This window comes from Gorillibacterium sp. CAU 1737 (genome assembly GCF_039888655.1).
Lineage (GTDB): Bacteria > Bacillota > Bacilli > Paenibacillales > NBRC-103111 > Gorillibacterium.
The window spans coordinates 38,406-62,484 of sequence record NZ_JBDQQO010000008.1; the positions used below are offsets into that span (position 1 = coordinate 38,406).

At 56.5% G+C, this 24,079-nt stretch carries 20 protein-coding genes and 2 CRISPR repeat arrays (1 of these 22 running past the window's edge); of the genes, 5 read left to right on the plus strand and 15 right to left on the minus strand.

Going from position 1 to position 24,079, the window contains the following annotated elements:
• Window positions 1-833: direct repeats of the CRISPR family, unit length 33 nt; unit sequence ATTTCAATCCAGGTACCCCATACGGGGTACGAC (it extends 146 nt beyond the left edge of the window).
• Between the two features lie 338 nt (window positions 834-1,171).
• The 3 genes from clpP to AAFN83_RS16550 are packed head-to-tail and all read right to left on the minus strand — an operon-like array spanning window position 1,172 to window position 2,742.
• Window positions 1,172-1,756, minus strand: a complete 585-nt coding sequence (gene clpP / locus AAFN83_RS16540; protein WP_347771319.1) for an ATP-dependent Clp endopeptidase proteolytic subunit ClpP — start codon at window positions 1,754-1,756, stop codon at window positions 1,172-1,174.
• A 57-nt stretch (window positions 1,757-1,813) separates the two neighbouring features.
• Window positions 1,814-2,104 carry a hypothetical protein gene (locus tag AAFN83_RS16545; RefSeq protein ID WP_347771321.1) on the minus strand — a complete coding sequence of 97 codons (291 nt, stop codon included), beginning with the start codon at window positions 2,102-2,104 and terminating at the stop codon, window positions 1,814-1,816.
• Window positions 2,104-2,742, minus strand: coding sequence for an ArsR/SmtB family transcription factor (locus AAFN83_RS16550; RefSeq protein ID WP_347771322.1), 639 nt, complete (start codon window positions 2,740-2,742; stop codon window positions 2,104-2,106). Before AAFN83_RS16550 ends, AAFN83_RS16545 begins: the two co-directional genes overlap by 1 nt.
• Before the next feature lie 267 nt (window positions 2,743-3,009).
• On the opposite strand from AAFN83_RS16550, the gene AAFN83_RS16555 reads away from it, so the two are divergent.
• Together AAFN83_RS16555 and def are read left to right on the plus strand one after the other, a co-directional pair.
• On the plus strand, window positions 3,010-3,252 hold the full coding sequence (locus AAFN83_RS16555; protein ID WP_347771324.1) for a helix-turn-helix domain-containing protein: 243 nt from the start codon (window positions 3,010-3,012) through the stop codon (window positions 3,250-3,252).
• Between the two features lie 2 nt (window positions 3,253-3,254).
• On the plus strand, window positions 3,255-3,782 hold the full coding sequence (gene def, locus AAFN83_RS16560; RefSeq protein WP_347771326.1) for a peptide deformylase: 528 nt from the start codon (window positions 3,255-3,257) through the stop codon (window positions 3,780-3,782).
• A 335-nt stretch (window positions 3,783-4,117) separates the two neighbouring features.
• A CRISPR array of direct repeats spans window positions 4,118-5,007; the repeat unit is 32 nt; unit sequence ATTTCAATCCACGCACCCATACGGGGTGCGAC.
• Between the two features lie 412 nt (window positions 5,008-5,419).
• Here def and AAFN83_RS16565 read toward each other — a convergent pair.
• From AAFN83_RS16565 to yicI, 5 genes are all read right to left on the minus strand, one after another.
• On the minus strand, window positions 5,420-7,342 hold the full coding sequence (locus AAFN83_RS16565; RefSeq protein WP_347771327.1) for an amino acid ABC transporter ATP-binding/permease protein: 1,923 nt from the start codon (window positions 7,340-7,342) through the stop codon (window positions 5,420-5,422).
• On the minus strand, window positions 7,339-9,072 hold the full coding sequence (cydD, locus tag AAFN83_RS16570; protein ID WP_347771329.1) for a thiol reductant ABC exporter subunit CydD: 1,734 nt from the start codon (window positions 9,070-9,072) through the stop codon (window positions 7,339-7,341). Before cydD ends, AAFN83_RS16565 begins: the two co-directional genes overlap by 4 nt.
• Before the next feature lie 6 nt (window positions 9,073-9,078).
• Window positions 9,079-10,095 carry a cytochrome d ubiquinol oxidase subunit II gene (cydB, locus tag AAFN83_RS16575; RefSeq protein WP_347771331.1) on the minus strand — a complete coding sequence of 339 codons (1,017 nt, stop codon included), beginning with the start codon at window positions 10,093-10,095 and terminating at the stop codon, window positions 9,079-9,081.
• Window positions 10,085-11,500, minus strand: coding sequence for a cytochrome ubiquinol oxidase subunit I (locus AAFN83_RS16580; RefSeq protein WP_347771333.1), 1,416 nt, complete (start codon window positions 11,498-11,500; stop codon window positions 10,085-10,087). Before AAFN83_RS16580 ends, cydB begins: the two co-directional genes overlap by 11 nt.
• Before the next feature lie 361 nt (window positions 11,501-11,861).
• Window positions 11,862-14,177: an alpha-xylosidase gene (gene yicI / locus AAFN83_RS16585; protein ID WP_347771335.1), complete on the minus strand. Its 2,316-nt coding sequence runs from the start codon at window positions 14,175-14,177 to the stop codon at window positions 11,862-11,864.
• A gap of 162 nt (window positions 14,178-14,339) precedes the next feature.
• Between yicI and AAFN83_RS16590 the strand changes: the two genes are divergently transcribed.
• Together AAFN83_RS16590 and AAFN83_RS16595 are read left to right on the plus strand one after the other, a co-directional pair.
• Entirely contained in the window at window positions 14,340-15,230 is an 891-nt protein-coding gene (locus tag AAFN83_RS16590; RefSeq protein WP_347771337.1) for a helix-turn-helix domain-containing protein, read from the plus strand.
• Between the two features lie 89 nt (window positions 15,231-15,319).
• Complete coding sequence (locus AAFN83_RS16595; RefSeq protein ID WP_347771339.1) at window positions 15,320-15,463, plus strand: hypothetical protein; 144 nt, start codon at window positions 15,320-15,322, stop codon at window positions 15,461-15,463.
• Window positions 15,464-15,521: 58 nt separating this feature from the next.
• Here the strand turns inward: AAFN83_RS16595 and AAFN83_RS16600 are convergent, their stop codons facing one another.
• The 4 genes from AAFN83_RS16600 to AAFN83_RS16615 form a co-directional block, all read right to left on the minus strand.
• Window positions 15,522-16,541 (minus strand): phosphotransferase enzyme family protein, encoded by a 1,020-nt coding sequence (locus AAFN83_RS16600; protein WP_347771341.1) that lies wholly within the window; start codon window positions 16,539-16,541, stop codon window positions 15,522-15,524.
• The gene (locus AAFN83_RS16605) at window positions 16,538-17,674 is read right to left on the minus strand and encodes a hypothetical protein (RefSeq protein WP_347771343.1); all 1,137 of its coding nucleotides are present in this window, start codon (window positions 17,672-17,674) and stop codon (window positions 16,538-16,540) included. The genes AAFN83_RS16600 and AAFN83_RS16605 overlap by 4 nt, the downstream gene beginning before the upstream one ends.
• Window positions 17,675-17,858: 184 nt before the next feature.
• Window positions 17,859-18,920 (minus strand): Gfo/Idh/MocA family protein, encoded by a 1,062-nt coding sequence (locus tag AAFN83_RS16610; RefSeq protein ID WP_347771345.1) that lies wholly within the window; start codon window positions 18,918-18,920, stop codon window positions 17,859-17,861.
• Window positions 18,921-19,221: 301 nt separating this feature from the next.
• Entirely contained in the window at window positions 19,222-20,067 is an 846-nt protein-coding gene (locus tag AAFN83_RS16615; protein WP_347771601.1) for a YitT family protein, read from the minus strand.
• 173 nt (window positions 20,068-20,240) lie between these two features.
• Here AAFN83_RS16615 and nagA point away from each other — a divergent pair, with 173 nt between their 5' ends.
• Window positions 20,241-21,431 (plus strand): N-acetylglucosamine-6-phosphate deacetylase, encoded by a 1,191-nt coding sequence (nagA, locus tag AAFN83_RS16620; RefSeq protein ID WP_347771347.1) that lies wholly within the window; start codon window positions 20,241-20,243, stop codon window positions 21,429-21,431.
• 100 nt (window positions 21,432-21,531) lie between these two features.
• Here the strand turns inward: nagA and AAFN83_RS16625 are convergent, their stop codons facing one another.
• The 3 genes from AAFN83_RS16625 to AAFN83_RS16635 are packed head-to-tail and all read right to left on the minus strand — an operon-like array spanning window position 21,532 to window position 23,765.
• A complete protein-coding gene (locus AAFN83_RS16625) occupies window positions 21,532-21,711 on the minus strand; it encodes a hypothetical protein (protein ID WP_347771349.1) in 180 nt (59 codons plus the stop codon).
• Window positions 21,708-21,938: a YwbE family protein gene (locus tag AAFN83_RS16630; protein ID WP_347771351.1), complete on the minus strand. Its 231-nt coding sequence runs from the start codon at window positions 21,936-21,938 to the stop codon at window positions 21,708-21,710. Before AAFN83_RS16630 ends, AAFN83_RS16625 begins: the two co-directional genes overlap by 4 nt.
• Window positions 21,939-21,956: 18 nt before the next feature.
• Window positions 21,957-23,765, minus strand: coding sequence for a DEAD/DEAH box helicase (locus AAFN83_RS16635; protein WP_347771353.1), 1,809 nt, complete (start codon window positions 23,763-23,765; stop codon window positions 21,957-21,959).
• Between the last annotated feature and the right edge of the window lie 314 nt (window positions 23,766-24,079).

The following is a 24,079-nucleotide window of genomic DNA, read 5'->3' on the forward strand; positions in this document are numbered from 1 at the left end:
CGTACCCCATACGGGGTACGACGAATCGTCCAGGAATAAGAGCAGGTGAGGCTTGAAAATTCATTCCACGTACCCCATACGGGGTACGACGGAGATGCGGGAGCATGATATAGTCACGAATCATTCATTTCAATCCACGTACCCCATACGGGGTACGACGCCAAATACGAGGATGCAATTATCGGTATGGCGATATTTCAATCCACGTACCCCATACGGGGTACGACCCAACCGGGAGGCGTATTTGCATATTGTCGCGGAATTTCAATCCACGTACCCCATACGGGGTACGACGCTGACCCCCTCAACCAATTCAACACGGTCGCATGATTTCAATCCAGGTACCCCATACGGGGTACGACCTCCGTTACTGTTACGACATCCCCGTCCTTATACCATTTCAATCCAGGTACCCCATACGGGGTACGACCCAGGGGCTTATTTTGCTAGTTTTTGCAGCTTGCATTTCAATCCAGGTACCCCATACGGGGTACGACACGAGTCACAGAGGCAGATGGACTCCCGATTCTGATTTCAATCCAGGTACCCCATACGGGGTACGACGGAGATAGACGTCTGCTGGGATCTCGTTACGCCGATTTCAATCCAGGTACCCCATACGGGGTACGACTGCTGATGGCCGCTTCATCTATTCACCGGAGTACATTTCAATCCAGGTACCCCATACGGGGTACGACTAGGCGAGGGATTTTCTTTTTGTTTACGTTCGGGTATTTCAATCCAGGTACCCCATACGGGGTACGACGCCATGGTTCGGCTGCGATCTTTGCTGACCGGAGATTTCAATCCAGGTACCCCATACGGGGTACGACTGCGAAAAATACGAGAACCATTCCACAGAAGCATGGATCCCCACCTTTTTCCGCAAAACTCATCTATAGTCCAACTACATGCAAACTTGACAAAATGCAAAACAAAGCTTTTTCTCCCAGTTTCGACAAAGTTTGAGGTGCGAAGGAACCGGGGTTTTCATGGGAGCTTGGCATTCGCACCAGCATCATCCGGGTACGAATGAGCCGTTCTTTTCCAATCTAGCATTTACCAACGCCCCATTTTTGTCAAGCCCACCCAGCCAGATCAAAATGAAAACCCCTCCTCCCGTTTTGCAGAAGGTGGGCTCATCATTTTGACTTTTAGCTTTCCGGTTTCCTCACACTCGGTCTATTACCCGATCGATGAGGCCGTATTCCTTGGCCTGCTCCGGCGTCATGAAATAGTCGCGGTCGGTGTCCTTCTCTACCTTCTCGATGGGTTGGCCGGAATGTTTGGCGATCAGGCCGTTCAAGGTCCTTCTCGTCCGCAAAATGCTGTTGGCATGAATCTGAATGTCCGTCGCTTGTCCCCGAATTCCTCCGGTCCATGGTTGGTGGATGAGAATTTCGGAATGCGGGAGGGCATATCGTTTGCCCGCCGCCCCTCCGAGCAGGAGGATCGCTCCCATGGAAGCCGCGAACCCTACACAGGTGGTCGACACATCCGGCTTGATTACCTGCATCGTGTCATAGATGGCAAGCCCCGCCGTTGTTGATCCTCCCGGCGAGTTGACATACAGATGAATGTCCTTCTCGGGATCATCCGCCGCCAGAAAAAGCAGCTGCGCCACGATGGCATCGGCCATCACATCCGTCACTTCCCCCGTCGCAAAAACGATCCGGTCCTTCAGCAGTCGCGAGTAAATGTCGTAGGAGCGCTCTCCTCGGCCTGACTGCTCGATTACATACGGGATGCTGGTCATGCGGTTCTACCCCCTTTTCATAGGAAGACAATGGTCTGATTCCAATCAAGCGATTGACTATGCAGCCTGGCAAAGGTTCGTCTGATGACCCCTCTTGTGGTTCACCGTGCGGATGGCCCTGAGCTCGAAGCCGGTGGAGATCGTCTGCGTACGCAGGAAAGGCTCTCCTTCTTCGGAAAAGAAAGTCGTTTCCCGGATCAGAGGTGTCCCGTCCTCCAGTTGAACCAATGTTCGTTCCTCCAGACGACCGCCGTTTTGAGCCTCTTTTTGCTTGGAGGATGAAGGTTCCGAACCACCTGCCGTGGAAGGCGATGCTCCCTCTTCCAATAAAAGTTCACGCATGCTCATCATCCCTCTCCTTCTTGAGTGGTCTTCGTTAAACGCTCCGGATAGACGGCAACAGACAAGGTATATCGTCCATCAACTTCTCCACCGTTCTTTCCCGCCGGGGCTCCGTATTTGCGGGCAAGCTTCTCAAGGGCTTCCTGATAATCGCGGAGGAACGCCTGTCTTTTAGCTTCATCGGGGAGATACAGCATGGACGTAAGAGTTGCACTCGGGATCTCTGTCCCCTCATCCGATTGTTCGAGAAGCGCAAGCGCGTCGCTGCGAATCCGATCAGCCGTTCTCACGAGTGCAGCCAAAGCGCCTTGTTCGGGCAAGCTTCGGCGAGTACCGACGACGGGGGCTAACCGATCTGCAATGATGAACGTGCGGGCAGCCGCTTGGTATAAGCCCTCCACCAGATTCTTCACTTGACGGCTACCTGCTCGATGGACGAGCCCCACCTTTTCCAAAGCTTTGATGTGATAGTTGATTCGCTGTGGGGATTCCCCGAGGCTTCTCGCGATCTCCGTTGCCGAAGAAGGCTTCTCCAGGCGAGCCAGCAGATCGGCCCGAAACGGGTTTAGAAGCGCAAGAGCTTGCTCCGGCAAATCCACGACGAGCTGTTCGGGAATTGGGGAATGGGATTGCAGAAGGACCACCTTCTTTTCGGATATGTAGATCGGGCGTCAATTTCATAAAATAACTTTTTTACGTAAACGTATTGTATTACGACGATGGAACGAAGTCAAGGGAAGTACACCATGCACCCAACGGCTGGGCCAGAACGGAAAAGGCACAGATTGCCGAACATAAACTCTATTCTCAAGACGCTCCACCTCGGCGAAGATGGTAGCAAAGCGCGTTCATTACCGATACAATATTAGGTAACACCAAATATTATTAGTCAGTGCCTAAGAGATGAGAACATGCTGGAATGGATGTTAAGGAAAGTCATGGCTGCTCGCGGGATCTGGAGCGGGGCCGAACTAGCACGGATTTTACAAGAGAAATCGGATTATCCACTATCCGCGCCTTCCATTAGCGCTCTTCTGAATCAGCAGCCGCGGCAAGTGAAAGCAGAAACACTAGATGCGTTATGTACCGCTTTGGAGTGCACGCCGAGTGACTTGTGGGTCTATACCCCTCCGCAGAAAGAGAAAGGGGCCTAACCATGACCGTAAAAGAAATTCTGCCTTTTGGAGATCCCCTTTTGCGAAAAAAGGCAAAGCCGGTAACCGATCTCCATGCAAAGACGCAAAAAATCCTTGATGATATGGCGGAAACGTTGTATGCCCAAGAAGGACGTGCAGGCCTGGCCGCTCCTCAAGTCGGTTACCTGAGAAGATTGATCGTCATGGATTGCGGGGATGGACTTATCGAGTTGATTAACCCGGAGCTGCTGGAATCGGCAGGGGAACAAACCGGAACGGAAGCTTGTTTATCTTATCCAGGTCATTACGGCATCGTGAAACGAGCGCAACAGGTTACGGTTCGCACTCTGAATCGACAGGGAGAGTCCATTATTCTTCAAGCAGAAGGGTATGTAGCACGCTGCATTCAGCATGAAATAGATCATTTGGATGGAGTGCTCTTTGTCGATCATGTGCGAGAAAAATGGTTGATCCATGAGCAAACAAACCATCGTGTGGACGTGCTTAGCGTGATCCGTTTGACCAATCAAGGGGTTTCCCGTGGATAATGCAGTGGTGCAGGGTAAGAAAAATGGCAGCCTTGGACGTTGATTTCTTGTCCATAGCTGCCACTTTTTTATTTGAGCGCAGAAAAATACGGGGTACGACTCGCCGCGTCGGTATCCTCCATACATGGCTCCAAAATTTCAAACCACGCACCCCATTCGGGGTGCGACCGGCACAAGGGCAGTCGTCCACCTTCTACGCTGAATTTCAATCCACGCACCCCATACAGGGTGCGAATTATAAGTTCTCACAAACAAGGGTAGCCCCTTCATTTCAATCCACGCACCCCATACGGGGTGCGACACGGCGACATCTTCCGCCCCATCGAATTTGTGGCATTTCAATCCACGCACCCATACGGGGTGCGACCGTCCTGCGCCAATGCATACTTGACGACGCGTTCATTTCAATCCACGCACCCATACGGGGTGCGACATGTCGGGAGCGGTTACTCGACATTAGCGTCGAAATTTCAATCCACGCACCCATACGGGGTGCGACCATGGATGCCGCCGTTTCGCGACGAGATGGCGGAATTTCAATCCACGCACCCATACGGGGTGCGACTCTTTTTCCGCTCGTTCACGTGTCTTGTACGTCCATTTCAATCCACGCACCCATACGGGGTGCGACCGGGCGTGTGGTCACGCGTGGGCATCGGGCCGACATTTCAATCCACGCACCCATACGGGGTGCGACGCCGACAACCTTCTCTGCGTCAGCCGTCGCGACAATTTCAATCCACGCACCCATACGGGGTGCGACGTTACAGGGTTTCAAAACGGCGGAGGTAAGCTCCATTTCAATCCACGCACCCATACGGGGTGCGACTACGGGTACCAAATTCACCCGAGTAATCAGTTTTATTTCAATCCACGCACCCATACGGGGTGCGACGGTTTTTCTCTTTCGCAACCACCGCTTGTTCTTGTAATTTCAATCCACGCACCCATACGGGGTGCGACGCAACTACTGGCAAAAGAGAGTCCTGCAGATCGTATTTCAATCCACGCACCCATACGGGGTGCGACGACTCGCTTATTTGTAACATCGCAATCGCCGACATTTCAATCCACGCACCCATACGGGGTGCGACTTCAGCATTATTTTTTCCATAAAATTCTTTTACAATTTCAATCCACGCACCCATACGGGGTGCGACGCCGCATATCTCCGTAAGTCCCGGGCCGACATAATTTCAATCCACGCACCCATACGGGGTGCGACTGCGAAAAAACAGGGTACCCATCCCACACAAGCATGGATACTTGTCCTTTTCTGTAAAACCCATCTAAATTCAAACTACATATAAACTTGACAAATAAGAAAACAAAGCTTTTTCTTCCGCTTTCGACAAAGTTTGAGGTGCGAAGGAGCCGGGGTTTTCATGGGAGCTTGGCATTCGCACCAGTTAACCAGTACGGTCCTCCTGCTCCGAAAATCCAACTTCGATATATTTCAGCAGTATCCCTCTAGTTTGAGGGTTAAATTTGCGCTCATCTAGCTACTAATCGCATTATACCAATCTTTAATGAATCCGGTAAAGAAGGCAACTATCGGTACGAAAGTGCCCCTGCATCCTTCCCCCTCCAACAGAAAAAAACCGCCTGAGCTTCTCGCTCAAGCGGTGATCCAACATCTACTTCGCCCCGAGTGAAACAGGGCGATCCAGCCGATACAGGCTGCGGTAGCGCTCGGATTGGGAGAGCAGCTCCTTATGCGTTCCGCGCATCACGACGCGGCCTCGTTCCATGAAGACGATCTCGTCCATTCCTTCCACGCCTACCAGGTGGTGCGTGACCCAGATAATCGACTTGCCCTTCAACTCCGTGAAGATCGTCGCGAGCAGCTCACGCTCCGTGCGAGGATCGAGGCCGACGGTCGGCTCGTCCAGGATCACCACCGGGTTATCCTGCAGGAGCACCCGGGCGAGGGCGACCCGCTGGCGCTCGCCGCCGGAGAAGCGCTGCCCCGCTTCGCGCATCGGGGTGTCGAGCCCTTGCGGCAAGGAAGCGATAAGCGGCTCCAGCCGCGCCTGGCTCACCGCGTTCCAGATCTCCTCCTCGGAGGCATCTTCCTTTCCGAGGCGAAGGTTGTTCCGCACCGTCGTATCGAACAGATGCGGGCTTTGGTTCAGCACCGAGATCATCGTCGAGATCTCGTCGCCGTACGAAGCCGCATCCCGATTGCCGACAGTAACCGCGCCGAGCGTGGGCACGAGCGCCCCCTGCATCAGCTTAAGCAGCGTCGATTTGCCGGCACCGCTGCGGCCGATGAGGGCGATTCGCTTACCGGGCGGAAGCGTCAGGCTGACATCGGTTAAAGCAGCTTCCGAGTTCGGCAGCAGGCTGGTGTCAGAGGCGGAGCCCCCATCCTGACCATAGTGGAAGGAGACTTGATCGAGGTGAATCGCTGGCCCGAGTCCATAAACCTTCCTGATCCGCTTGCGATCTTCTGCATCTATAGGCGACGGTTCGGGGATGGCTTGCCCGTCCTCACTTATCGGCGCAGAGGCCATCGAGGCAGGATCGGGTTCAGCCAGGGATGTGGAACGATTGTCGCCTTCCCCATTATGCGGCCCTTCAATGGCCATGATCCGCTCTTCCGACTGCTGGTATTGCGGGAGCTTCTCGATCGCTTCCGATACCGGAAGGAAAGCATCCATGAGTGGGAAGACGATCAGGGTGAAGGCGGCGATCAGGGTGGCGGGCATGAACCCGTCCCCCGCTTGTCCGCCCGCCCACAGCATCATGACGACCGCGCTCAAACCGACAACGGCGTTGGCCAGGAGCGTTCGCAGGCGGACGAAGCCTCGCAACGACCGATCGATGGAAGCAGCGACCTCCTCGTCTCCTTCATAAGCGTCGACGAAGCCGGAAGCCCGACCGCTGATGACATAATCGCCGATCCCGAGCACGGCATCGGTGAGCTTGCGGTACAAGCCGCCGCGCGCCATTCTCAGCTTCAGCTGGGCGGTCTTCGTCGTGCGCAGGGAAACCAACGGAAGCAGCACGACGAGCACGAGCAGGTACAGCGCCATCAAGAGCGCGAACTTGATATCGAACAGCCCGAGCGCCACGATGGCCAGCGCGTACATGACGAGCGCTACGACGCCGGGGAATATGGTGCGAAGGTAGACGTTTTGCAGTTGCTCGATGTCGTCGGCCAACACACCAAGCAGATCACCGGTTCCAAACCGGGAGCGGATGAACAAGGCCTGCGGCTCCAACACACGGTACAGGCGTACCCGCATGCGAGCCAGCACCTTCAACACCGCGTTGTGCCCGACCAGCCGCTCCACGTAATGAAGGACGGCCCGGGCAATGCTGAAGGCGCGAACCCCGACGATCGGCACATACACAAGCAAAATGTTTTCCGGGGGAATCGACGACTTCGAGATCAGAAAGCCGGAGGTGAACATGAGCATCGAGGCGGACAGCACGGTGAGCAGAGCGAGCAGAATCACGAGCGAAAAGCTGCCCGCATTCCGCTTCAGGTAGAGGCGAATCCAGCCCGTCCGTTGCGGGACGGAGACCGGTTGTTCGGCAACGTTGCGATTCATGGAATGCTCACCTCCTGTGCCTGAATGAGTCGGGAATAGCAGCCCTTAGCCGAGAGCAACTCTTCGTGTGTTCCTACTTCCACAACACGCCCTTGATCCACCACAAGGATGAGGTCCATGTCCGCCATCCAGTGCAGGCGATGGGTCGCGAGGAAGACACGCTTGCCTTCAAAGAGCTCCAGCATCGTCTGTTTGATCTCGTGCTCGGTCTCGATGTCGAGGTGCGCCGTAGGCTCGTCGAGCAGCAGAACCGGCCGCTTGCTCAGGAAGGCTCGAGCGAGTGCGACCCGCTGCTCCTGACCTCCGCTGAGCGCGCGCCCGCCGCTGCCGACGAGCTCCGCCAGCCCGTTCGGCAGATCGGCGACAAGCTCGTCAAGCCCGGCAGCCGATACGGCAGCCGCAACTTCCTCGTCGCTCGCCTCCGGCACGTAGAAGCGGATGTTGTCCGCCAGGCTTCCCTGGAACAAGTACGGCTGTTGCGGAAGGTACGTCGTCGCGGACTTCCAGCCGGGTGACGAGAGCCGGATCGGCTCCTCGTTCAACAGGAAGCGACCCGCCGACACCGGCAGGAAGCCGCCGAGCGCGTCGATCAGCGTCGTCTTGCCCGCCCCGCTCTCGCCGACGATCCCCACCTTGAGCGTTCCTTTCACAGAGAAGCTCACCTCGTGGAGAGAGGCGTCTCCCTCTGTTTCATGCTTCACGGACAAATCCTCAGCCGTCAAGGTATCAGAGACGTTCAACACCACAGCTCGCTCCAACTCGCCAGGGGTGTTCATCTCCTCTTCCGGCAGCGGCTCTGCCAGAATCCCTTGAATGGTTTCAGCCGCCTGCTTCCCGTTCTGGGTAGCGTGGAAATCCGCACCGACCATCCGCACCGGCAGGAAATACTCCGGCGCCAGGATGAGAACCGTCAGAGCGGTCACCAGCGTCATCTCGACGTTGATCAGCCGCAAGCCGAGATTCACCGCCACGATGGCGACGGACAGCATCGTGAAGAAATCGAGGGAGAACGACGACAGGAAAGCCACGCGCAGCGTCTTCATCGTCGCTTTGCGATATTCGTCGCTGACGCGCTCAATGCTATCCGCATGCCCCTTACTTCTTCCAAGCACCTTGAGCGTCTCCAATCCGCGAAGGGAATCCACGAAGTGATTGGAGAGCAGGCGATAGGAAGCGATCTGTCCCTCCGTCTGCTTCTTCGCAGCGAGCCCGACCAAGATCAAGAAAATAATCAGAATCGGCATCGTCAGCGTCAGAATGACACCGGAGCGGGCATCCCGATAGTACACGTAGGCAAGGATGAGCCAAGGGGTAATCCCCATCTGCAGCATCCGCGGCAGGAACAGCTCCAGGTAGGTCCGGAACTGGGTGATACCTTCCAGCACCAGCGTCACAAGTCCGCCGCTTCCCCGCTTGGACGTAAAGCGAGGGCCTAGGCGAAACAGCTTGTCCATCAGCTCTCGGCGAAGTCCCGCTGCCGTGGTCTCCGCATAGCGATAAGCGACCTTTTGTTGAAGGACGCCGAGGACATGCCGTCCCCCGAACGCGAGCAGGAACAGCAGGCTCACGCCATACTGTTCCTGCACCGATTCGCCGGCAAACAACCCGGAGATCCCCTCCGCCAGCCACTTGGCCTGGAGGATGATGGCGATCGCCTGCCCCAGCGTGAGCAGGGCGAGCAAAGCCATGACCGGTCGAATGCCTTTGAATTTCATTAAGTCTTTGCCCATGGAGGCTTAGTACTCCAGTTGATGTTTTTCATGAACCCGCTTATGAAAAACAAAGTAGCTCCAGATTTGGTAGCCCAATACGAACGGCAGCAGCGTAAGGGCGACGATGCTCATGACCTTGAGCGAATACGGGTTCGAAGCGGCATTGTGAATCGTCAGGTTGAAGGCGGTGTCGATCGAGCTGACCATGACGCTCGGGAACAGCCCGAGGAACATCGCCCCGACCGACAGCAGGATGACCGTGCCGGTCATGCCGAAGGCCCAGCCGTCCCGCTTCCTCCAGAGGAAGTGGCCGGCAAGCAGATATGCGGCGGCCGCGATGACGGCCACAGCCCCGACAGCCCAGGGACGTGCTTCAAACAGACCGGTCTCAAAGTACGTCCAAGCCCCGAACGCCACCAACAGCACCGCGAGGGGAACGTACAGCTTCTTGGCGAGGTTGCGAGCACGCTCTTGCAGCGGCCCCAGCGTGCGAAGCGTAGTGAACAGCAGGCCATGCACAAGGCACAGCACCGTCAGCGTTACGCCTCCGAGAAGCGTATAGCCGTTGACGATATCTCCGAACAGGCTGGCGCGCATCTCCATGTCCTGCCCGATGGGAAGTCCCTTCATGATCCCGGAAAAGGCAACACCGAGAAGGAGCGGCGGCAGCAGGCTGCCGAGGAAGATGCAGACGTCCCAAGCTTTGCGCCACTTGTTACTGTCCAGCTTCCCGCGGAATTCAAAGCCCACAGCGCGGACAATGAGGGCAAGCAGGACAAACACCAGCGCGGTATAGAAGCCGCTGAACATCGTGGCATACCAGTGCGGGAAAGCCGCGAACATGGCACCGCCGGCGGTGATCAGCCATACTTCATTGGCATCCCAGAACGGCCCGATCGAGTTGATCAGGACACGGCGCTCTTTGTCGTTCTTCGCGATGAACTGCGTCGACATCCCAACGCCAAAATCAAAGCCCTCCAGGAAGAAGAAGCCGGCGAACAGCACGGCGACAAGGATGAACCAGAGCTCATTAAGAGTCACGGCGCTTGCCCCCTTTCTTAAAGGAATCGCTGAACGGATCCTTGGCGATTGCAGCCTCCGGCTTTTCACCGTAAGGTCCTTTCTTGATGACCTTCACGAACAGATAAGCCATAACGCAGCCAAGAATGGCATAGATGCCGGTAAACGTGATAACTGAGAACAGAACCTGACCCGCGCTGACGCTAGGCGAAACGCTGTCCTCCGTCCGCATCAGGCCGAAGACGGTCCATGGCTGACGCCCGATCTCCGTCATAATCCAGCCGGATGTGTTTGCGATAAACGGAAGCGAAATTCCGAAGAGCGCGGATCTCGTAAAGAACTTGCCCAGCTTGTCGAGCTTCTTCTTGCGGTGCAGGTAGAGCCCGTAAGCGAAGAGAAGGAAGCTCAGCATTCCCGCTGCGATCATGATCCGGAAGCTCCAGAAGGTCGTGCGAACCGGGGGAATGTAATTGCCTTCTCCATAGGTTTGCGTATATTCGGCTTGCAATTCCTGAATGCCCTTAATTTCCCCCGAAAACTTGCTGTAGGAGAGGAAGCTGAGCAGTCCAGGTATGTTGAGTTCAAAGCTGTTTTCCTGCTTATCCGGGTCAATGAACGCAATGAGGTTCCAGCCCGCAGGATCGCCGCTCTTCCCCCAGAGCGCTTCGGAAGCAGCCATCTTCATAGGCTGCGTCTTCACCAGATATTGAGCTTGGGAGTGACCCGATAGCGCCACGCCGAAGAACCCGATTAACCCGATGATGGTTGCGATAAGAAAAGTCGATTTGAACAGATCCGCATTTTGCTTGCGGAATATTTTCCAAGCGCTGACGCCGAAGACAAATGCCGCACCGGTCATCAGAGCCCCGAAGATCGTATGGGGGAATTCCACCCACAACTGCCCGTTCGTAATGAGGGCGAGAAAATCGTTCATCTCCGCGCGCCCGTTGTTGACTTCAAAGCCGACCGGGTGCTGCATGAAGGAGTTCGCGATCAGAATCCAGAAGGCGGAGATAGCCGTCCCGATGAAAACGAGCCAAATGCACAGCAGATGGACCTTCTTGCTCAAGCGATCCCAACCGAAAATCCAGATCCCGAGGAACGTCGATTCAAGGAAAAACGCGAGCAGCGCTTCAATGGCCAGCGGAGCTCCAAAGACGTCTCCGACGAATCGGGAATAGGCTGACCAGTTCATCCCGAATTGGAATTCTTGAAGAATCCCGGTTACGATGCCGACGGCAAAGTTGATGAGGAACAGCTTGCCCCAAAATTTGGCGAGGCTTTTGTACTCTTCCTTTCCTGTCCGAACATACATCGTTTCCAAGATGGCGACGAATAGCGCCATGCTGATGGAGAGCGGTACGAACAGAAAGTGGAAAATCGTAGTTGTCGCAAATTGTAACCGCGACAGGAAAACAACGTCCATCCTTTGCCCCTTCTTTCCTAGAGTTATCCCCATGCAGGCTTACTGTATCCCATGGGAAAAGTCATATATATGATTTATATCACATACGCCTGAAGGCCAGTTGTGCAAATTAGAACAATTATTTGTCTAAAATAAAAACATATTGTGAATAGGACCGCAATGTTTACAGATTTCTCAAGATTATGGGGGTATCTGGAATTGAAGAATTGTGAGAAAAATCCGCCATTTGCTTGAGGAACTGCCCCGTCCGCCTTCGGAGCCGCTATCCATTCCAATAGCCGATCTCCTTCAAAAGAAAACCCCTGCCAAATCACCGTAAGGTGAACCGGCAGGGGTCCTATGCATGTGAAGAAATAGCTGCTTACGCCAGCTCGATGACGAGCGTCGTTTGTTCGGCGCCTGCGGCTACGCGGATGGCGTCGCCTGCCAGCTCGCCGCCCTTGACGGAGGCAATCGCGCCGGTTCCCTTGACGGAGACGGTGAAGGCTTTGCCTTTGCCGCTGACGGACAGGGTGATCGTCTTGCCGCTGCGCTCTGCGCGAGCCGTAAGCTCGACCCGGCCGGACAGATCGCGAACCGAAGCTTCCGCTGTGCGGCCGTCTTCCAGGGCATAGATGCCAAGGTTCACGCCGTCCGCAAAGTCATAGTCCGGACGGCTATCCGTTGCGCCCGTCGCCAGAATCGAGTTCGAGCGAACGAAGAGCGGAAGGCTGAAGAAGTCGTACTGCTCCTTGAACCATTTGCCGCCTTGAACGGTCTCTCCTGTCAGGAGATGCGTCCAGGTGCCTTCCGGCAGGTAATAGGTTACGCGACCATTCTCGTCAAAGATCGGAGCAACGAGAACATTCGAGCCGAGCATGTATTGACGGTCGAGTTGATCGGTCGTCGGGTCTTCCGGGAATTCGAGCAGCATGGCGCGCATGGAAGGCAAGCCTTGCTCGTGAGCGACCGCTGCCGTATCAAACAGGTACGGCATGAGGCTGCATTTCAGCTTGGTGAAGAAGCGCGTGACATCGACCGCTTCCTGATCGTACGTCCACGGTACCCGGTACGATTCGCTGCCGTGCAGACGGCTGTGGCTGGACAGGAGACCGAAGGCGAGCCACCGCTTGAAGACGTGAGCCGGTGCCTTGTTCTCGAAGCCGCCGATGTCATGGCTCCAGAAGCCGAAGCCGGACAGGCCGAGCGAGAGACCGCCGCGAAGGCTTTCGGCCATCGATTCATAGTTGGCGTAGCAGTCGCCGCCCCAGTGGATCGGGAATTGCTGGCCGCCGGCCGTTGCGGAACGGGCGAACAGAGCGGCTTCGTTCTTGCCGAGCTTTTCCTCCAGAACCTCGAAGACCACCTTGTTGTACAGTTGGGTGTAGTAGTTGTGCATCTTGTTGGGATCGGAGCCGTCGAAGTAGACCACATCCGTCGGGATCCGCTCGCCGAAGTCCGTCTTGAAGGAGTCGACGCCCATGTCGACCAGGCCGCGCAGGTAAGAAGCATACCATTCGCAGGCATCCGGGTTCGTGAAGTCCACGAGCGCCATGCCCGATTGCCACATATCCCACTGCCAAACGTCGCCGTTTGCCTTTTTCACCAGGTAACCCAGGTCCATGCCTTCCTTGAAGAGGCGGGAACGTTGGGCGATGTAAGGGTTGATCCAGACGCAGACCTTAAGGCCCTTCTCATGGATGCGGGCAAGCATGCCTACCGGGTCCGGGAATACGTCCTTGTCCCATTCGAAGTCGGTCCAATGGTAGCCCTTCATCCAGAAGCAGTCGAAGTGGAAGACATGCAGCGGAAGATCGCGCTCTGCCATTCCATCAATAAAGGACATAACCGTTGCTTCATCATAGTTAGTCGTAAAGGAGGTGGTGAGCCAAAGCCCGAAGGTCCAAGCGGGCGGAAGCGCCGGCTTGCCGGTCAGGTCGGTGTACTTGACGAGAACATCCTTTACTTGCGGGCCGTCGATGAGGAAGTATTCCAGCGATTCGCCTTCCACGCTGAATTGAACCTTCTTCACCTTCTCAGAGGCGATCTCCAAGGAAACCTTCTCCGGTTGGTTGATGAACACGCCGTAGCCCTTGTTGGTCACGTAGAACGGGATGTTCTTATATGCTTGCTCCGAGCTCGTGCCGCCGTCTTCGTTCCAGATGTCGACGGTTTGGCCGTTCTTCACGAATGCGGTGAAGCGCTCGCCAAGGCCGTATACATACTCGCCTACGCCCAGATCCAGCTCTTCGCGGACATAAGTTTTGTCGCCTTCGGTGAGGTAGCCCATCGACTTGGTCGTGCTGCCGGTAATGCGCTCGCCGTCGCGGTAGAAGGAAAGCGACCACGGAACGCCTTTCGCAATATGAGCGCTGAGGGAGCCGGTGGTGAAGATCTTTTCGGTCTCGGTTTCCGTAATGACCGCATGGCTCTTGCCTTGCTCGGTCAGTTGGAAGACCGGTCCGCGTTCACGCACGCCCAGGTTATGAATAATCTTGACCCCGATCACGCCGGGAGCCGGAGAACGGAATTCCACGGTAAGCAAAAGCGAGTTGAGGGTATCTCCGCGATGAGCTACCGCCTTCGGAGCGACGTAAGCCGTCAAAACTCCGTTTTGTTCGGTGAAGTCCACTGCATGAACTGCGCCTTGCAGATCAACGCCGTCCCGAAGCATCCAATAGCCGTTGTTGAATTTCATGACGAACCGCCTTTCGTTTGAAGGAATTGTGGTGTAAGCATTTTCAAACGTGTATACTTGCATTATACTGATAAAACAAACGCTAAACTAACAGATTAATGCGATTTTATATCACGATTTTGATGTAACCCAAACCATTTTGTATGAGGAGCTGACCCGCGTATGGACGGAACAGCCCGCCACCTGCTTAAGGAAACCCGTGCGCACGGCAACGATCGTTTTCCGCTCGCGGTTTATCACTTTTATTATCCAGCCGGCAGTCACGTTCTGGACACCCATTGGCACCCGGAAGCGGAATTCTTCTACGTGGTAGACGGGGAGGTGCTCTTCCAGCTGGATACCGAGACGTTTCCCGTTCGAGCCGGGGAAGCGGTGTATCTGGACGGCGGAGATATCCATACCGGCTACGCTCGCGGGGATCGCGGCTGCCGTTTCGAAGCCCTCGTGATCGACCTCGCCTTTCTCGCCAGCGGCGGATTCGATGACGTGCAAGAGCAGTTCGTCCTTCCCCTCATGGAAAAGAAGAAAACCTTTCCCCGCCACATCCGGCCCGATTCCGATGGAGAGCGGCGCATCCTCGACTGCATCCACCGCATCGCCCTTGCTCAGCAGGAGGAGCGCTCCGGCTTCGAAGCGCTGGCGAAGGGCTACCTCTATCTTGCCCTGGCAGAGCTCACCGCCGCCAATCTTCAGGTGGACCGGAGCGGCAGCAGTTCCAGCCTCGACCAGGTGAAGGTTGAACGGCTGAAGACGGTCATCGGGTACATTCAGGAGCACTTTCAACGCTCCTTGCGAATCAAGGAGCTCGCCGACCTGCTGCCGATGAGCGAAGGCCAGTTTTGCCGGTTCTTCAAGGGGATGACCGGTCGAACCCCGATCGAATACATCAACTCCTACCGCATTCGCCAAGCGACCGATCTGATCCGCCAAAGCGACCGGAAGCTGTCCGACATTGCCCTCGACACGGGCTTTGACAACATCAGTTATTTCAGCAAGGTGTTCCGCCAGGAGACCGGCATGTCTCCTTCCGATTACCGCAAGCGAGGCCGTTGAGCGAAGCAGTTGCCCGCTCGCGTCTTGTTTCCCGCTCCTTCGGGCAGGGTAATAGGGAGTACATTCCCCTGCTGAAGGAGGCAGACGCCATGCGAAGCCGCAAGAAAAGCCTGCTCATGACCGCCATCGGAATGGGCGTAACCTACTTGATGAACAACAAACAAGCCCGGGACCGCCTCGTCGGGGCCGTGAAATCCATCGTGTCCTCCAAGTCCAAGTCCCGTGTTCGCTGATCCATCCCAAAAAGGCCGATTCTTCTTCTTACGAAGAAGGTCGGTCATTTTTTTATGTCTAGCCGATAAGATCGTCCAGCTCGTCCCAATGATTGGTCACCCACAGCAGTTCTTCTGCGAAGCGCTTTACCTTTGGATCCGACTCCTCACTAAATATCCTGGGCGTCAACCACCAATTCACTTCGATGCACCACGAAAGCCGAAGCGCAGTTCGGATATCGGCGCGTGTCATCCGCAAATGACGGCGGTACCCGGCGAGAAACGCATCGACCCTCTCCAGCTTCAGCTCCCCGGCCTGGTAAGCGAAGGACAGCATCGCCCTGCCGATATCCTGCCACTGCCAGGTATGGCGGTTGCGGTCGAAATCCAGGATGGCCGTTAGTCCCCCTTCATCGAACAGCAAATTGTCGGCAGAGAAGTCGCAATGAGTAATTCCCGTTGGAACAGACCGGAAGAGATCGGCTTCCATGGAGTCAAGGATACACCGCTGCTTCAACAAAGCATGCAGCAGCCGTTCATTTCCACTGGCCTCGGCTTCCCGGAGCCGATTTGGATAGCTCTGATCTAGTTCTTCCCTTCCTCCCTCCACTTCAAAAGGAAGGTGAAGAAGCAGGTGTTCCTGCCGCCAATGAGTATGAAGCAGCCCGAGCTGCTCGCCCAAGCTTTCCAGTTGGATCTCTGTAACGGTCTCTGGAAGCTCCGAATACCCGGGAACGAAATCCATCACCATATACACATTGCCGTCCGCGGTCCGTTGCAGGTAATCGCCGGACGCCGAATGATAACGGGGCGCTTTGATTCCACAGCTCGACAGATCAGCGCTGCGTCTCATGGCGTGCTCCAGCGCAACCAGCTTGCTTGCGGAGTACCGTTTCTGGCTGAATTGCTTGATCAGAACAGGTCCATGTACTGCATCTACCCGCCACTTCTGATTGAGCCAGCCTCCCGGTACCGAAACCGGATTCGTCAGCGTCATCTGAAATGCCTGTTTGGCATGATTCAAAATCGAGTCAAGTTGTTCGGTCATCATGGGACAGCCTCTCTCTTCATCGTCCGACTCCATCAATCCTACATTCATTCAAACTCCTCGTGTGGATTCCATGAAGTGTGAACAGGGATCACCTGTCCATTCTTGATTTCATAGTCCGTAACCAATCGGTCCAAGCTCCACATGGTCCCTCCCAAACGAACGATCCGCTCGATTCCAAAATAGGACGAGCCATCCTGGGCCACAAAGCCCGGATCCTCAGCCAGTTCACGGGCGGATGCAGGAATAAGGACCGCCCTTTCATCGGCTTCCCGCATAAATGGCGCTTCCTCCACCATCCTTTTGTCAAGCGTCATCGATTGCTCAAGGCTCAAGGTGGGAAAGGACAGCGTTCCCTGAAGCGTCCCATTTTGCCAGAGCAGGCTTCCTTCGACCTCTTCCTTATCATTCCAGAGAAGCTTCCAGCCGCTATCCCCCAGCCGGTAGAGAAAAAGATGATAGAAGATCCCTCTCGCTCCCACATGGGGAGAGATAACGAGAATCGGGTCAACGGGATCCGCGGCATCCTTCATGATCTTGATATCGGGAAGGATCCTCTTATCCCCTCCCGATAAGCTGACGGGAGCGCTCGTGTCGTTCCGCTGTATGACTACTCGTAGTCCGTTCGCTTCAAGAACCAAATTTCCGTTGTCTATAAGCCGGATGGTTTCCAATCGTCCGTCTCCATTCAAGTCCTGTTCACGAGATACTAGAAGAGTCTCCTCCAGAAGATAGAAGCTCTCGGAAAAATGAGTAACCGTTTTCAATTGGGAAAAGACAGCTTCCGCATGTCCGGAATTGTTCGAGAGAAATAGCCGATTATCCCCTTCTTCATGGTAAATCCCGCATTTCATCGTGTAGAGGATATCACGTGAACGACCGGGCAACCGCAGGAGATAATCATACCCGTCCATACGGGTATAGTTTGGATTGCATTCCAAGGCGTCGTTAAAATCCTGCTGAGTGCTGTCTTCGATCAGATGGAGCAGCTCCTCTTGCGCATCTCCTTGAACAGGTGTCCAGTCCCCTCCTCTTGGCATAAGAAGAACGTGGGCCTCACTCTGGGGACCCCCCGAAGTCAGGGAAACCTCGGAAGCAAAGCCATCCAGAAGTCCCAAAGCGGCAATGAGAAGCAGCATCAAGCCCCCTCTTGCAGCTCGTTTGATCGAACTCTGTTTATCCATCTCCTCAGCCCCCGATATCCTCGTTGACAAGTAGACGAGATCGAGGATAGGAAGGTTTTAGGAGGTCACAGCGTTTGGTTGTGCATGTACAGACGAAGACAATCAAAAACACAGCCCGTTCCACGAGGAGAAGGGCTGTGAGGGCAGATATCGATTTGTTATGCAGCGATCTAGTCTCGTTGCCTTACAGATTGAGGTCCTTCAGAACCTCACGCTTTTCGGCTGCCTCGAAGATGGTCTCGATCAGCCGGAGCACGCGATACACCTCTTCGTTCTTGACGATCAGTGTCGACTTCCCTTCAAGCGCTGCCGCAAAGTTCTCATAGAACGTTTGGGCGGCAGCCGGAGCCTTCTCAATCGGCAGGCGCAGCGTCGATTCCTCCGAAGGAGGTGCCATCGTCTTCGTCAGCCCTTGGCCGGCCTGAATCGGCTTCGGTTCCACACGAGCGACGTCCGGGTTGCTGCGTACCAGTTCTCCATTCAGGTCCCAGTCGCGGATGACGGCGGTTCCCTCGTTTCCTTTTACATACCAGCGAGGAAGGGTCACATAGTTGGTTGTCCCCACCTCGACAACGGCCGTCAGCTCGTCATAGAAGCGGATATGCGTAGTAAAGCCGTCATCCACCTCCGTGCCGAGGATGGTGCTGAGCTCCGCCGTGACGCTGTCGATCTTGCTGTCCGTCAGCAGAAGCAATTGGTCGAGCAGGTGCACGCCCCAATCCAGCAGCATTCCGCCGCCGTAAGCCTTAAGCTGGCGCCAGTCGCCGGGAATGCCGTTTGCGCCTTGGACGCGGGACTCGACATGGAAGACCTCGCCCGCTTGCTTGGTCTCGATCAGATGCTTCACGATGCGGAAGTCTTCATCCCAACGGCGGTTCTGATGCACGGTGAAGATGCGGTCTTCGGCTTTGGCAACCTCAACGATATCGAGCAGGTCTGCACTGGTTATCGTAACGGGCTTTTCGCAAATGACATGCTTGCCCGCTTTCAACGCTTGAATGGCAATGTCCTTGTGTACATCGTTCGGGGTCGCAATCAGCACCACGTCCACTTCCGAATCCGTCAGAACGGCATCGAGGCTTTCATAGGGCTTGAGGCCGGCCGACTCTGCCAGCTCCATCCGATAAGGAATAACATCGAAAACACCGGTTACACGAAGCGATTCGACCGGAGCGATGAGCTGCGGATGATAGCTACCCATGCCTCCGTAGCCGACAATGACGACATGATAAGGTTTCTTGTCCACTGTACCTACTTCCCTTCCACAGGTTGTTCGTCCCCATCCTATCACAGCAATTGCCAACAAACAATGCGGGTTATCGACAACCTGAAAAATAACCCGACGCTGCTCCTCACTGGAGCTGCACCGGGTTATGGATGTCTTTTTCAACTTAGATGGATTCTCTAAAGCGTGTTTTCAAGCCGGGGCGCGGACGGAGATTCTCTGTGCTCGCCTTATACAGGGCAGCAGGCTCCGAACCAGGCCATTGCAGCCTGAGCGGATAGCCGCTCCGTTCGATACAGCGGTTTGAAGACGCGCTCTAGCGTTAGTGAATGTTCTTTTTCTTGAAACGGCCGCCCATGATGTCGTGAATGTTGCCGATCGCCACGAAGGCGTTGGGGTCCTTGTCCTCGACAATGGACTTCATCTTCGCTTCCTCCAGACGGGTGATGACGATGAAGATGACCTTCTTGTCGTCTCCGCTGAAGCCGCCCTCTCCGCTCAGGTAGGTTACCCCGCGGCCGAGACGGTAGGTAAGAGCGTCACCGATCTCTCGATAGCTGTCACTGATGATCCAGACGGATTTTGACTGATCGATCCCTTCGATGGTGACATCGATCATCTTGAACGCAATGAAGTAGGCAATCAGCGAATACATGGCGCTGTCAGGGCTAAAGACGAACGCGGCGCTTCCGAGAATGAAGATGTTGATAAACATGACGATTTCGCCGACGGAGAACGGAAGGCGCTTGCCCACCAGAATGGCGACAATTTCGGTGCCGTCGAGCGAACCTCCCGCACGGATGACCAGCCCGACCCCAACGCCGAGGCAAACTCCGCCAAAGACGGTCGCGAGCAGCAGGTTGTCCGTGAGCGGTTTAACGGGATGAAGGAGCTCGGTCCCGATGGACATCACGATAACGGAAAACAGAGTAGAGAGTGCGAAGGTTTTGCCGATCTGCTTGTAGCCGAGGAAAAGAAAAGGAAGGTTTAACAGGAGCAAAAAAATCCCGATGGAGATTCCCGTGAGATGGGAGAGAATGATCGAAATACCGGTTATGCCCCCGTCAATGATGTTGTTCGGAACCAGAAAAATCTCCAGTCCAACCGAAAACAGCAACGATCCGAGAATCATGGTCAGGGCACGCGTCAGAAGGCGCGCAGCGGTCATTTTTCGATGCTGGGTTTGGGTGATGGTGCCGTCGTTTGTCAAATGAGCCAATAGGAGTCCCCCTTCACTATCCGTAAAAATGATAAATCGTATATAATCAGTATATACGAAATATTCACAACCTTTCTAGTAAAAATAAGGATGCAAATCTGATTTTGTAGGAGGATTTCCCTATGCCCGCCGATGCGGTTGCCGAAGATGCTCCCGAATTTCTCATTCATCATGCAAATCTGGTTACCGAAACGGGAACGATTCCGAACGGTTGGCTGCTGGTAAAAGGGACGCGCATTGCCGATCTGGGAGCAGGAGACGTACCCAGATCCTCCGGGAAAACGATCCTGACGTTGGACGCAAAAGGCGCCTGGCTTTTGCCGGGTTTTGTCGATGTGCATGTTCATGGTGGCGGCGGGGCTGACTTTATGGATGCCGAGGTCGAAGCATATGATCGGATTGCGGCCCACCATGTTCGTCACGGAACGACCTCCTTGCTCGCCACCACGGTGACGGCTTCCAAGGAGGCCATCGATCGTGTGCTTCAAGCTGCTCACGACTATCAGGAACAGCCCTTGCGATACGCCCGCCTTGCCGGCGTTCATCTGGAGGGCCCGTTCCTGAACGAACAGCGGATCGGCGCGCAAAACCCTGCCCATCTCAGCTTACCCCAGGAAGAATGGCTGGAGGAGTGGCTGACCGCCTATCCGGGGCTGATCCGCCTCCAGACGCTCGCGCCGGAGTTGCCCGGTGCCCATGCGACGATCCGCCTCCTTACCGAAGCAGGCGTGACGGTCTCCGCGGGTCACACCGACGCCACCTGCGAGGAGGTGCTCGCTGCGGCGGATGCCGGCCTCACCCACGGCACGCACTGCTTCAACGCCATGAGCGGGCTCCATCACCGCGAGCCGGGGGCGGTTGGAGCCGTGCTGTCGGACGACCGCATCACGGCGGAGCTCATCGCTGACGGCCATCATGTACACGAGGCGGTGATCCGGCTCGTCCTCCGCGCCAAGGGAGCGGACAAGGTGGCGCTCATCACCGACGCCATGTCCGCTTCCGGCCTCGGCGACGGCCGCTATGAGCTCGGCGGCTTGCCCGTCGAGGTGACGGACGGTGTCGCCCGCATTGCCGGAAGCGGGGCGCTGGCCGGCAGCACGCTGACGATGCTCGGCGCCTTCCGCTTCGCGGTCCAGCGCGCAGGCGCCACGGTCGAGGAAGCGAGCCGCATGGCCAGCGGAACGCCCGCGCGGCAGATCGGCCAGGACGCGGAGTTCGGGTCGCTTGCCATTGGCAAGCGGGCCGATCTGCTGCTCCTGGATGAATCGCTCGCGCTCGCGGGCGTCTGGGTCGACGGCAAGCCCGTCGCCTAAGCGCCGCCCGCTGCGCAGGAGAACAGAGAAGCCCCCGGCGGGAACCCGTCAGCCGCCTGAACAGGCGGTCTGGCTTGGGTCCCCTTCCGGGGGCTTCGTTCTATTCGCGCAAAGCGTCGCGCAGGCGGGAGGAGGCATGGTCTCCTCCGCCGCCTCGCAGCTTGCTCTGCTTGAGGCGCAGCAGCTCTCGCTTCAAGCGCTCGTTCTCTTCTTCCAGCGAGCGGATACGCTCTTTGGCTTCCGCCAGTTGCCGCTCCGCTTCTTGAAGTTCCTTGCTCATTCTTCCCCCGCTCCTCCCGACTGGGATTCGCGAGCGGAATGAATGGCCTTCACACGGCCAACCTGTCCGCTCGTAAGCCTCACCTTGATCCCATGGGGATGGGTGGGGGAGTTGGTGAGCAGGTCCTTCACGATCCCGCGGGTCAACCGCCCGGTTCGCTGGTCCTGCTTCAGGACGATGTCCACCTCAAGTCCCGGGCGAACCTCGCTTCGGTTCCGTCCGTCCATCTTCCGCCCTCCTTCGGCTTACCGTCCGCGACGGCCGGGCGCATTCCCGCGCCCCCCGTTGCGGCCGCCGCCGGGGCGTCCGCCCGAGCGCGGTCCATCCGAGCGGCCCGGTCCCGGCCGGCTGCTGCCACCGCGCGAGTCCGGCTTGCGGCCGCCGCGGGCTTCGGGCTTCCCTCCGCTGCGATACTCCGGGCGTCCGCCTTCGCGAGACTCCGGCTTGCGGCCCCACTCGCGCTTCTCGCCGCTGCGTGCGTCCGGGCGTCCGCCTTCGCGGGACTCCGGCTTGCGGCCCCACTCGCGCTTCTCGCCGCCGCGTGCGTCCGGGCGTCCACCTTCGCGGGATTCCGGCTTACGGCCCCACTCGCGTTTCTCGCCGCCGCGTGCATCCGGGCGTCCGCCTTCGCGAGACTCCGGCTTGCGGCCCCACTCCCGCTTCTCGCCGCCGCGTGCATCCGGCCGCCCGCCTTCGCGGGACTCGGGCTTGCGGCCCCACTCGCGCTTCTCGCCGCCGCGTGCGTCCGGGCGTCCACCTTCGCGGGACTCCGGCTTACGTCCCCACTCGCGCTTCTCGCCACCACGTGCTCCGCTGCCAGTTCGACGATCGCCTCCGCTGCGGCGCGACCCTCCTGCACCTTGGGGCTTGCGGCTACTGCGCGAGCTCGACGACGCTTCGCGGGTTTCCTCCGAGCGGTCAGCGCCGTCGTTCGAATAGTTGACCTCTACGCGCTTCTTTTCCAGCGTCAGCTGAATGTGCCGCTCGATCGAAACCAACTTCTCGCGGTCACGAGCTGTTGCCAGCGTAATGGCCATCCCGCTCTGGCTCGCCCGTCCTGTCCGGCCGATCCGGTGAATGTAGCTCTCCCCGTCCAGCGGCAGATCGTAGTTGATGACATGCGTGACTCCCTCGATGTCGAGACCGCGTGCAGCCACGTCCGTCGCAACCAGCACCTGCAGCTTGGCATCGCGGAACCGCTTCATGACCTGCTCGCGCTTCGCTTGGCTCAGGTCGCCATGAAGCTCATCCGAGCGGAACCCGTTCTGAATGAGCACCTCGTTCAGCTTCTTCGCCCGAATTTTCGTGCGGCAGAAGACGACGGCCAGGTACGGTCTTTGCTGCGTGATGACCTGCATGAGCGCCTGCTGCCTGCCGCGATCTGTCGTCTCGATAACAAGCTGCTTGATGTTGTCGAGCGTGATCTTGCGTCCTTTGACCACGATGTCTTCCGGTTGGAACATGTATCGATTCGCGAGCTTGCGCACATTGTCCGGCATGGTGGCTGAGAACAGAAGCGTCTGGCGCATGCCGGGCATTTGCCGAATGATCCCTTCCACTTCCGACAAAAAGCCCATGTGGAGCATCTGGTCCGCCTCGTCCAGCACCAGGATTGAGAGCGAATTCAAATTCACCGTCCCGCGTCCCAAGTGGTCGAGAAGCCGACCTGGCGTAGCGACGATAATCGTGGGAGCGGTCTTCAGCTTACGAATCTGCCCTTCCACATCCTGTCCGCCGTAAGCGGCAAGAACCGACGCCCCCACTGCAGAGGTAAGCTTGCGGATCTCGTCGGTGATCTGAATCGCCAGTTCGCGTGTCGGTGTCAGGATAAGCGCCTGCACCTCATCCCGTGCGGTGTCCACCTTTTCCAATATCGGGAGCACAAAAGCGAGCGTCTTGCCCGTTCCGGTTTGAGCCTGGCCGATGACGTCCTTGCCTTCCAGAATAAGCGGGATGGCCCGCTCCTGAACCGGAGTCGGCACCGCAACCCCGTTTTGTTGAAGCCGACGAGCAAGTGCGGGACGAACGCCAAGCTCGATAAATGTTTCTGCCATAGCTGATTTCCTCGTTTCTTCCTGTCTTGTCAGAACCTCAAGTATACCATAAAAAGGCGGATCACAAGCCGTTCCTTGATGGGCACATCAAATAATGATTTCGCATATCCTTATTTGATCTCAACCTCTGATTTCGGTTCAATTCGCAATCCGACAGATCACTAATTGGGCGAAACCTCTTCAACCGGAACCGTTTTCGCGAAATAACGATATGCGACATCGTTATTTTGCCCTACTTCCTTACCTGATCTCAAATAAGGATTCCGCACATCATTATCTTAACCAAACGCCGATTTTCGCAACAGCAGAGACCC

Coding starts and splice junctions, on each gene's coding strand:
- AAFN83_RS16565 (WP_347771327.1), bottom strand. CDS start 7,342: ATGAATCGCAACGTTGCCGAACAACCGGTCTCCGTCCCGCAACGGACG.
- cydD (WP_347771329.1), bottom strand. CDS start 9,072: ATGGGCAAAGACTTAATGAAATTCAAAGGCATTCGACCGGTCATGGCT.
- AAFN83_RS16595 (WP_347771339.1), top strand. CDS start 15,320: ATGCGAAGCCGCAAGAAAAGCCTGCTCATGACCGCCATCGGAATGGGC.
- yicI (WP_347771335.1), bottom strand. CDS start 14,177: ATGAAATTCAACAACGGCTATTGGATGCTTCGGGACGGCGTTGATCTG.
- AAFN83_RS16635 (WP_347771353.1), bottom strand. CDS start 23,765: ATGGCAGAAACATTTATCGAGCTTGGCGTTCGTCCCGCACTTGCTCGT.
- AAFN83_RS16555 (WP_347771324.1), top strand. CDS start 3,010: ATGCTGGAATGGATGTTAAGGAAAGTCATGGCTGCTCGCGGGATCTGG.
- AAFN83_RS16605 (WP_347771343.1), bottom strand. CDS start 17,674: ATGGATAAACAGAGTTCGATCAAACGAGCTGCAAGAGGGGGCTTGATG.
- AAFN83_RS16630 (WP_347771351.1), bottom strand. CDS start 21,938: ATGGACGGACGGAACCGAAGCGAGGTTCGCCCGGGACTTGAGGTGGAC.
- AAFN83_RS16615 (WP_347771601.1), bottom strand. CDS start 20,067: ATGACCGCTGCGCGCCTTCTGACGCGTGCCCTGACCATGATTCTCGGA.
- AAFN83_RS16545 (WP_347771321.1), bottom strand. CDS start 2,104: ATGAGCATGCGTGAACTTTTATTGGAAGAGGGAGCATCGCCTTCCACG.
- def (WP_347771326.1), top strand. CDS start 3,255: ATGACCGTAAAAGAAATTCTGCCTTTTGGAGATCCCCTTTTGCGAAAA.
- AAFN83_RS16580 (WP_347771333.1), bottom strand. CDS start 11,500: ATGGACGTTGTTTTCCTGTCGCGGTTACAATTTGCGACAACTACGATT.
- nagA (WP_347771347.1), top strand. CDS start 20,241: ATGCCCGCCGATGCGGTTGCCGAAGATGCTCCCGAATTTCTCATTCAT.
- AAFN83_RS16590 (WP_347771337.1), top strand. CDS start 14,340: ATGGACGGAACAGCCCGCCACCTGCTTAAGGAAACCCGTGCGCACGGC.
- clpP (WP_347771319.1), bottom strand. CDS start 1,756: ATGACCAGCATCCCGTATGTAATCGAGCAGTCAGGCCGAGGAGAGCGC.
- AAFN83_RS16600 (WP_347771341.1), bottom strand. CDS start 16,541: ATGAATGTAGGATTGATGGAGTCGGACGATGAAGAGAGAGGCTGTCCC.
- AAFN83_RS16625 (WP_347771349.1), bottom strand. CDS start 21,711: ATGAGCAAGGAACTTCAAGAAGCGGAGCGGCAACTGGCGGAAGCCAAA.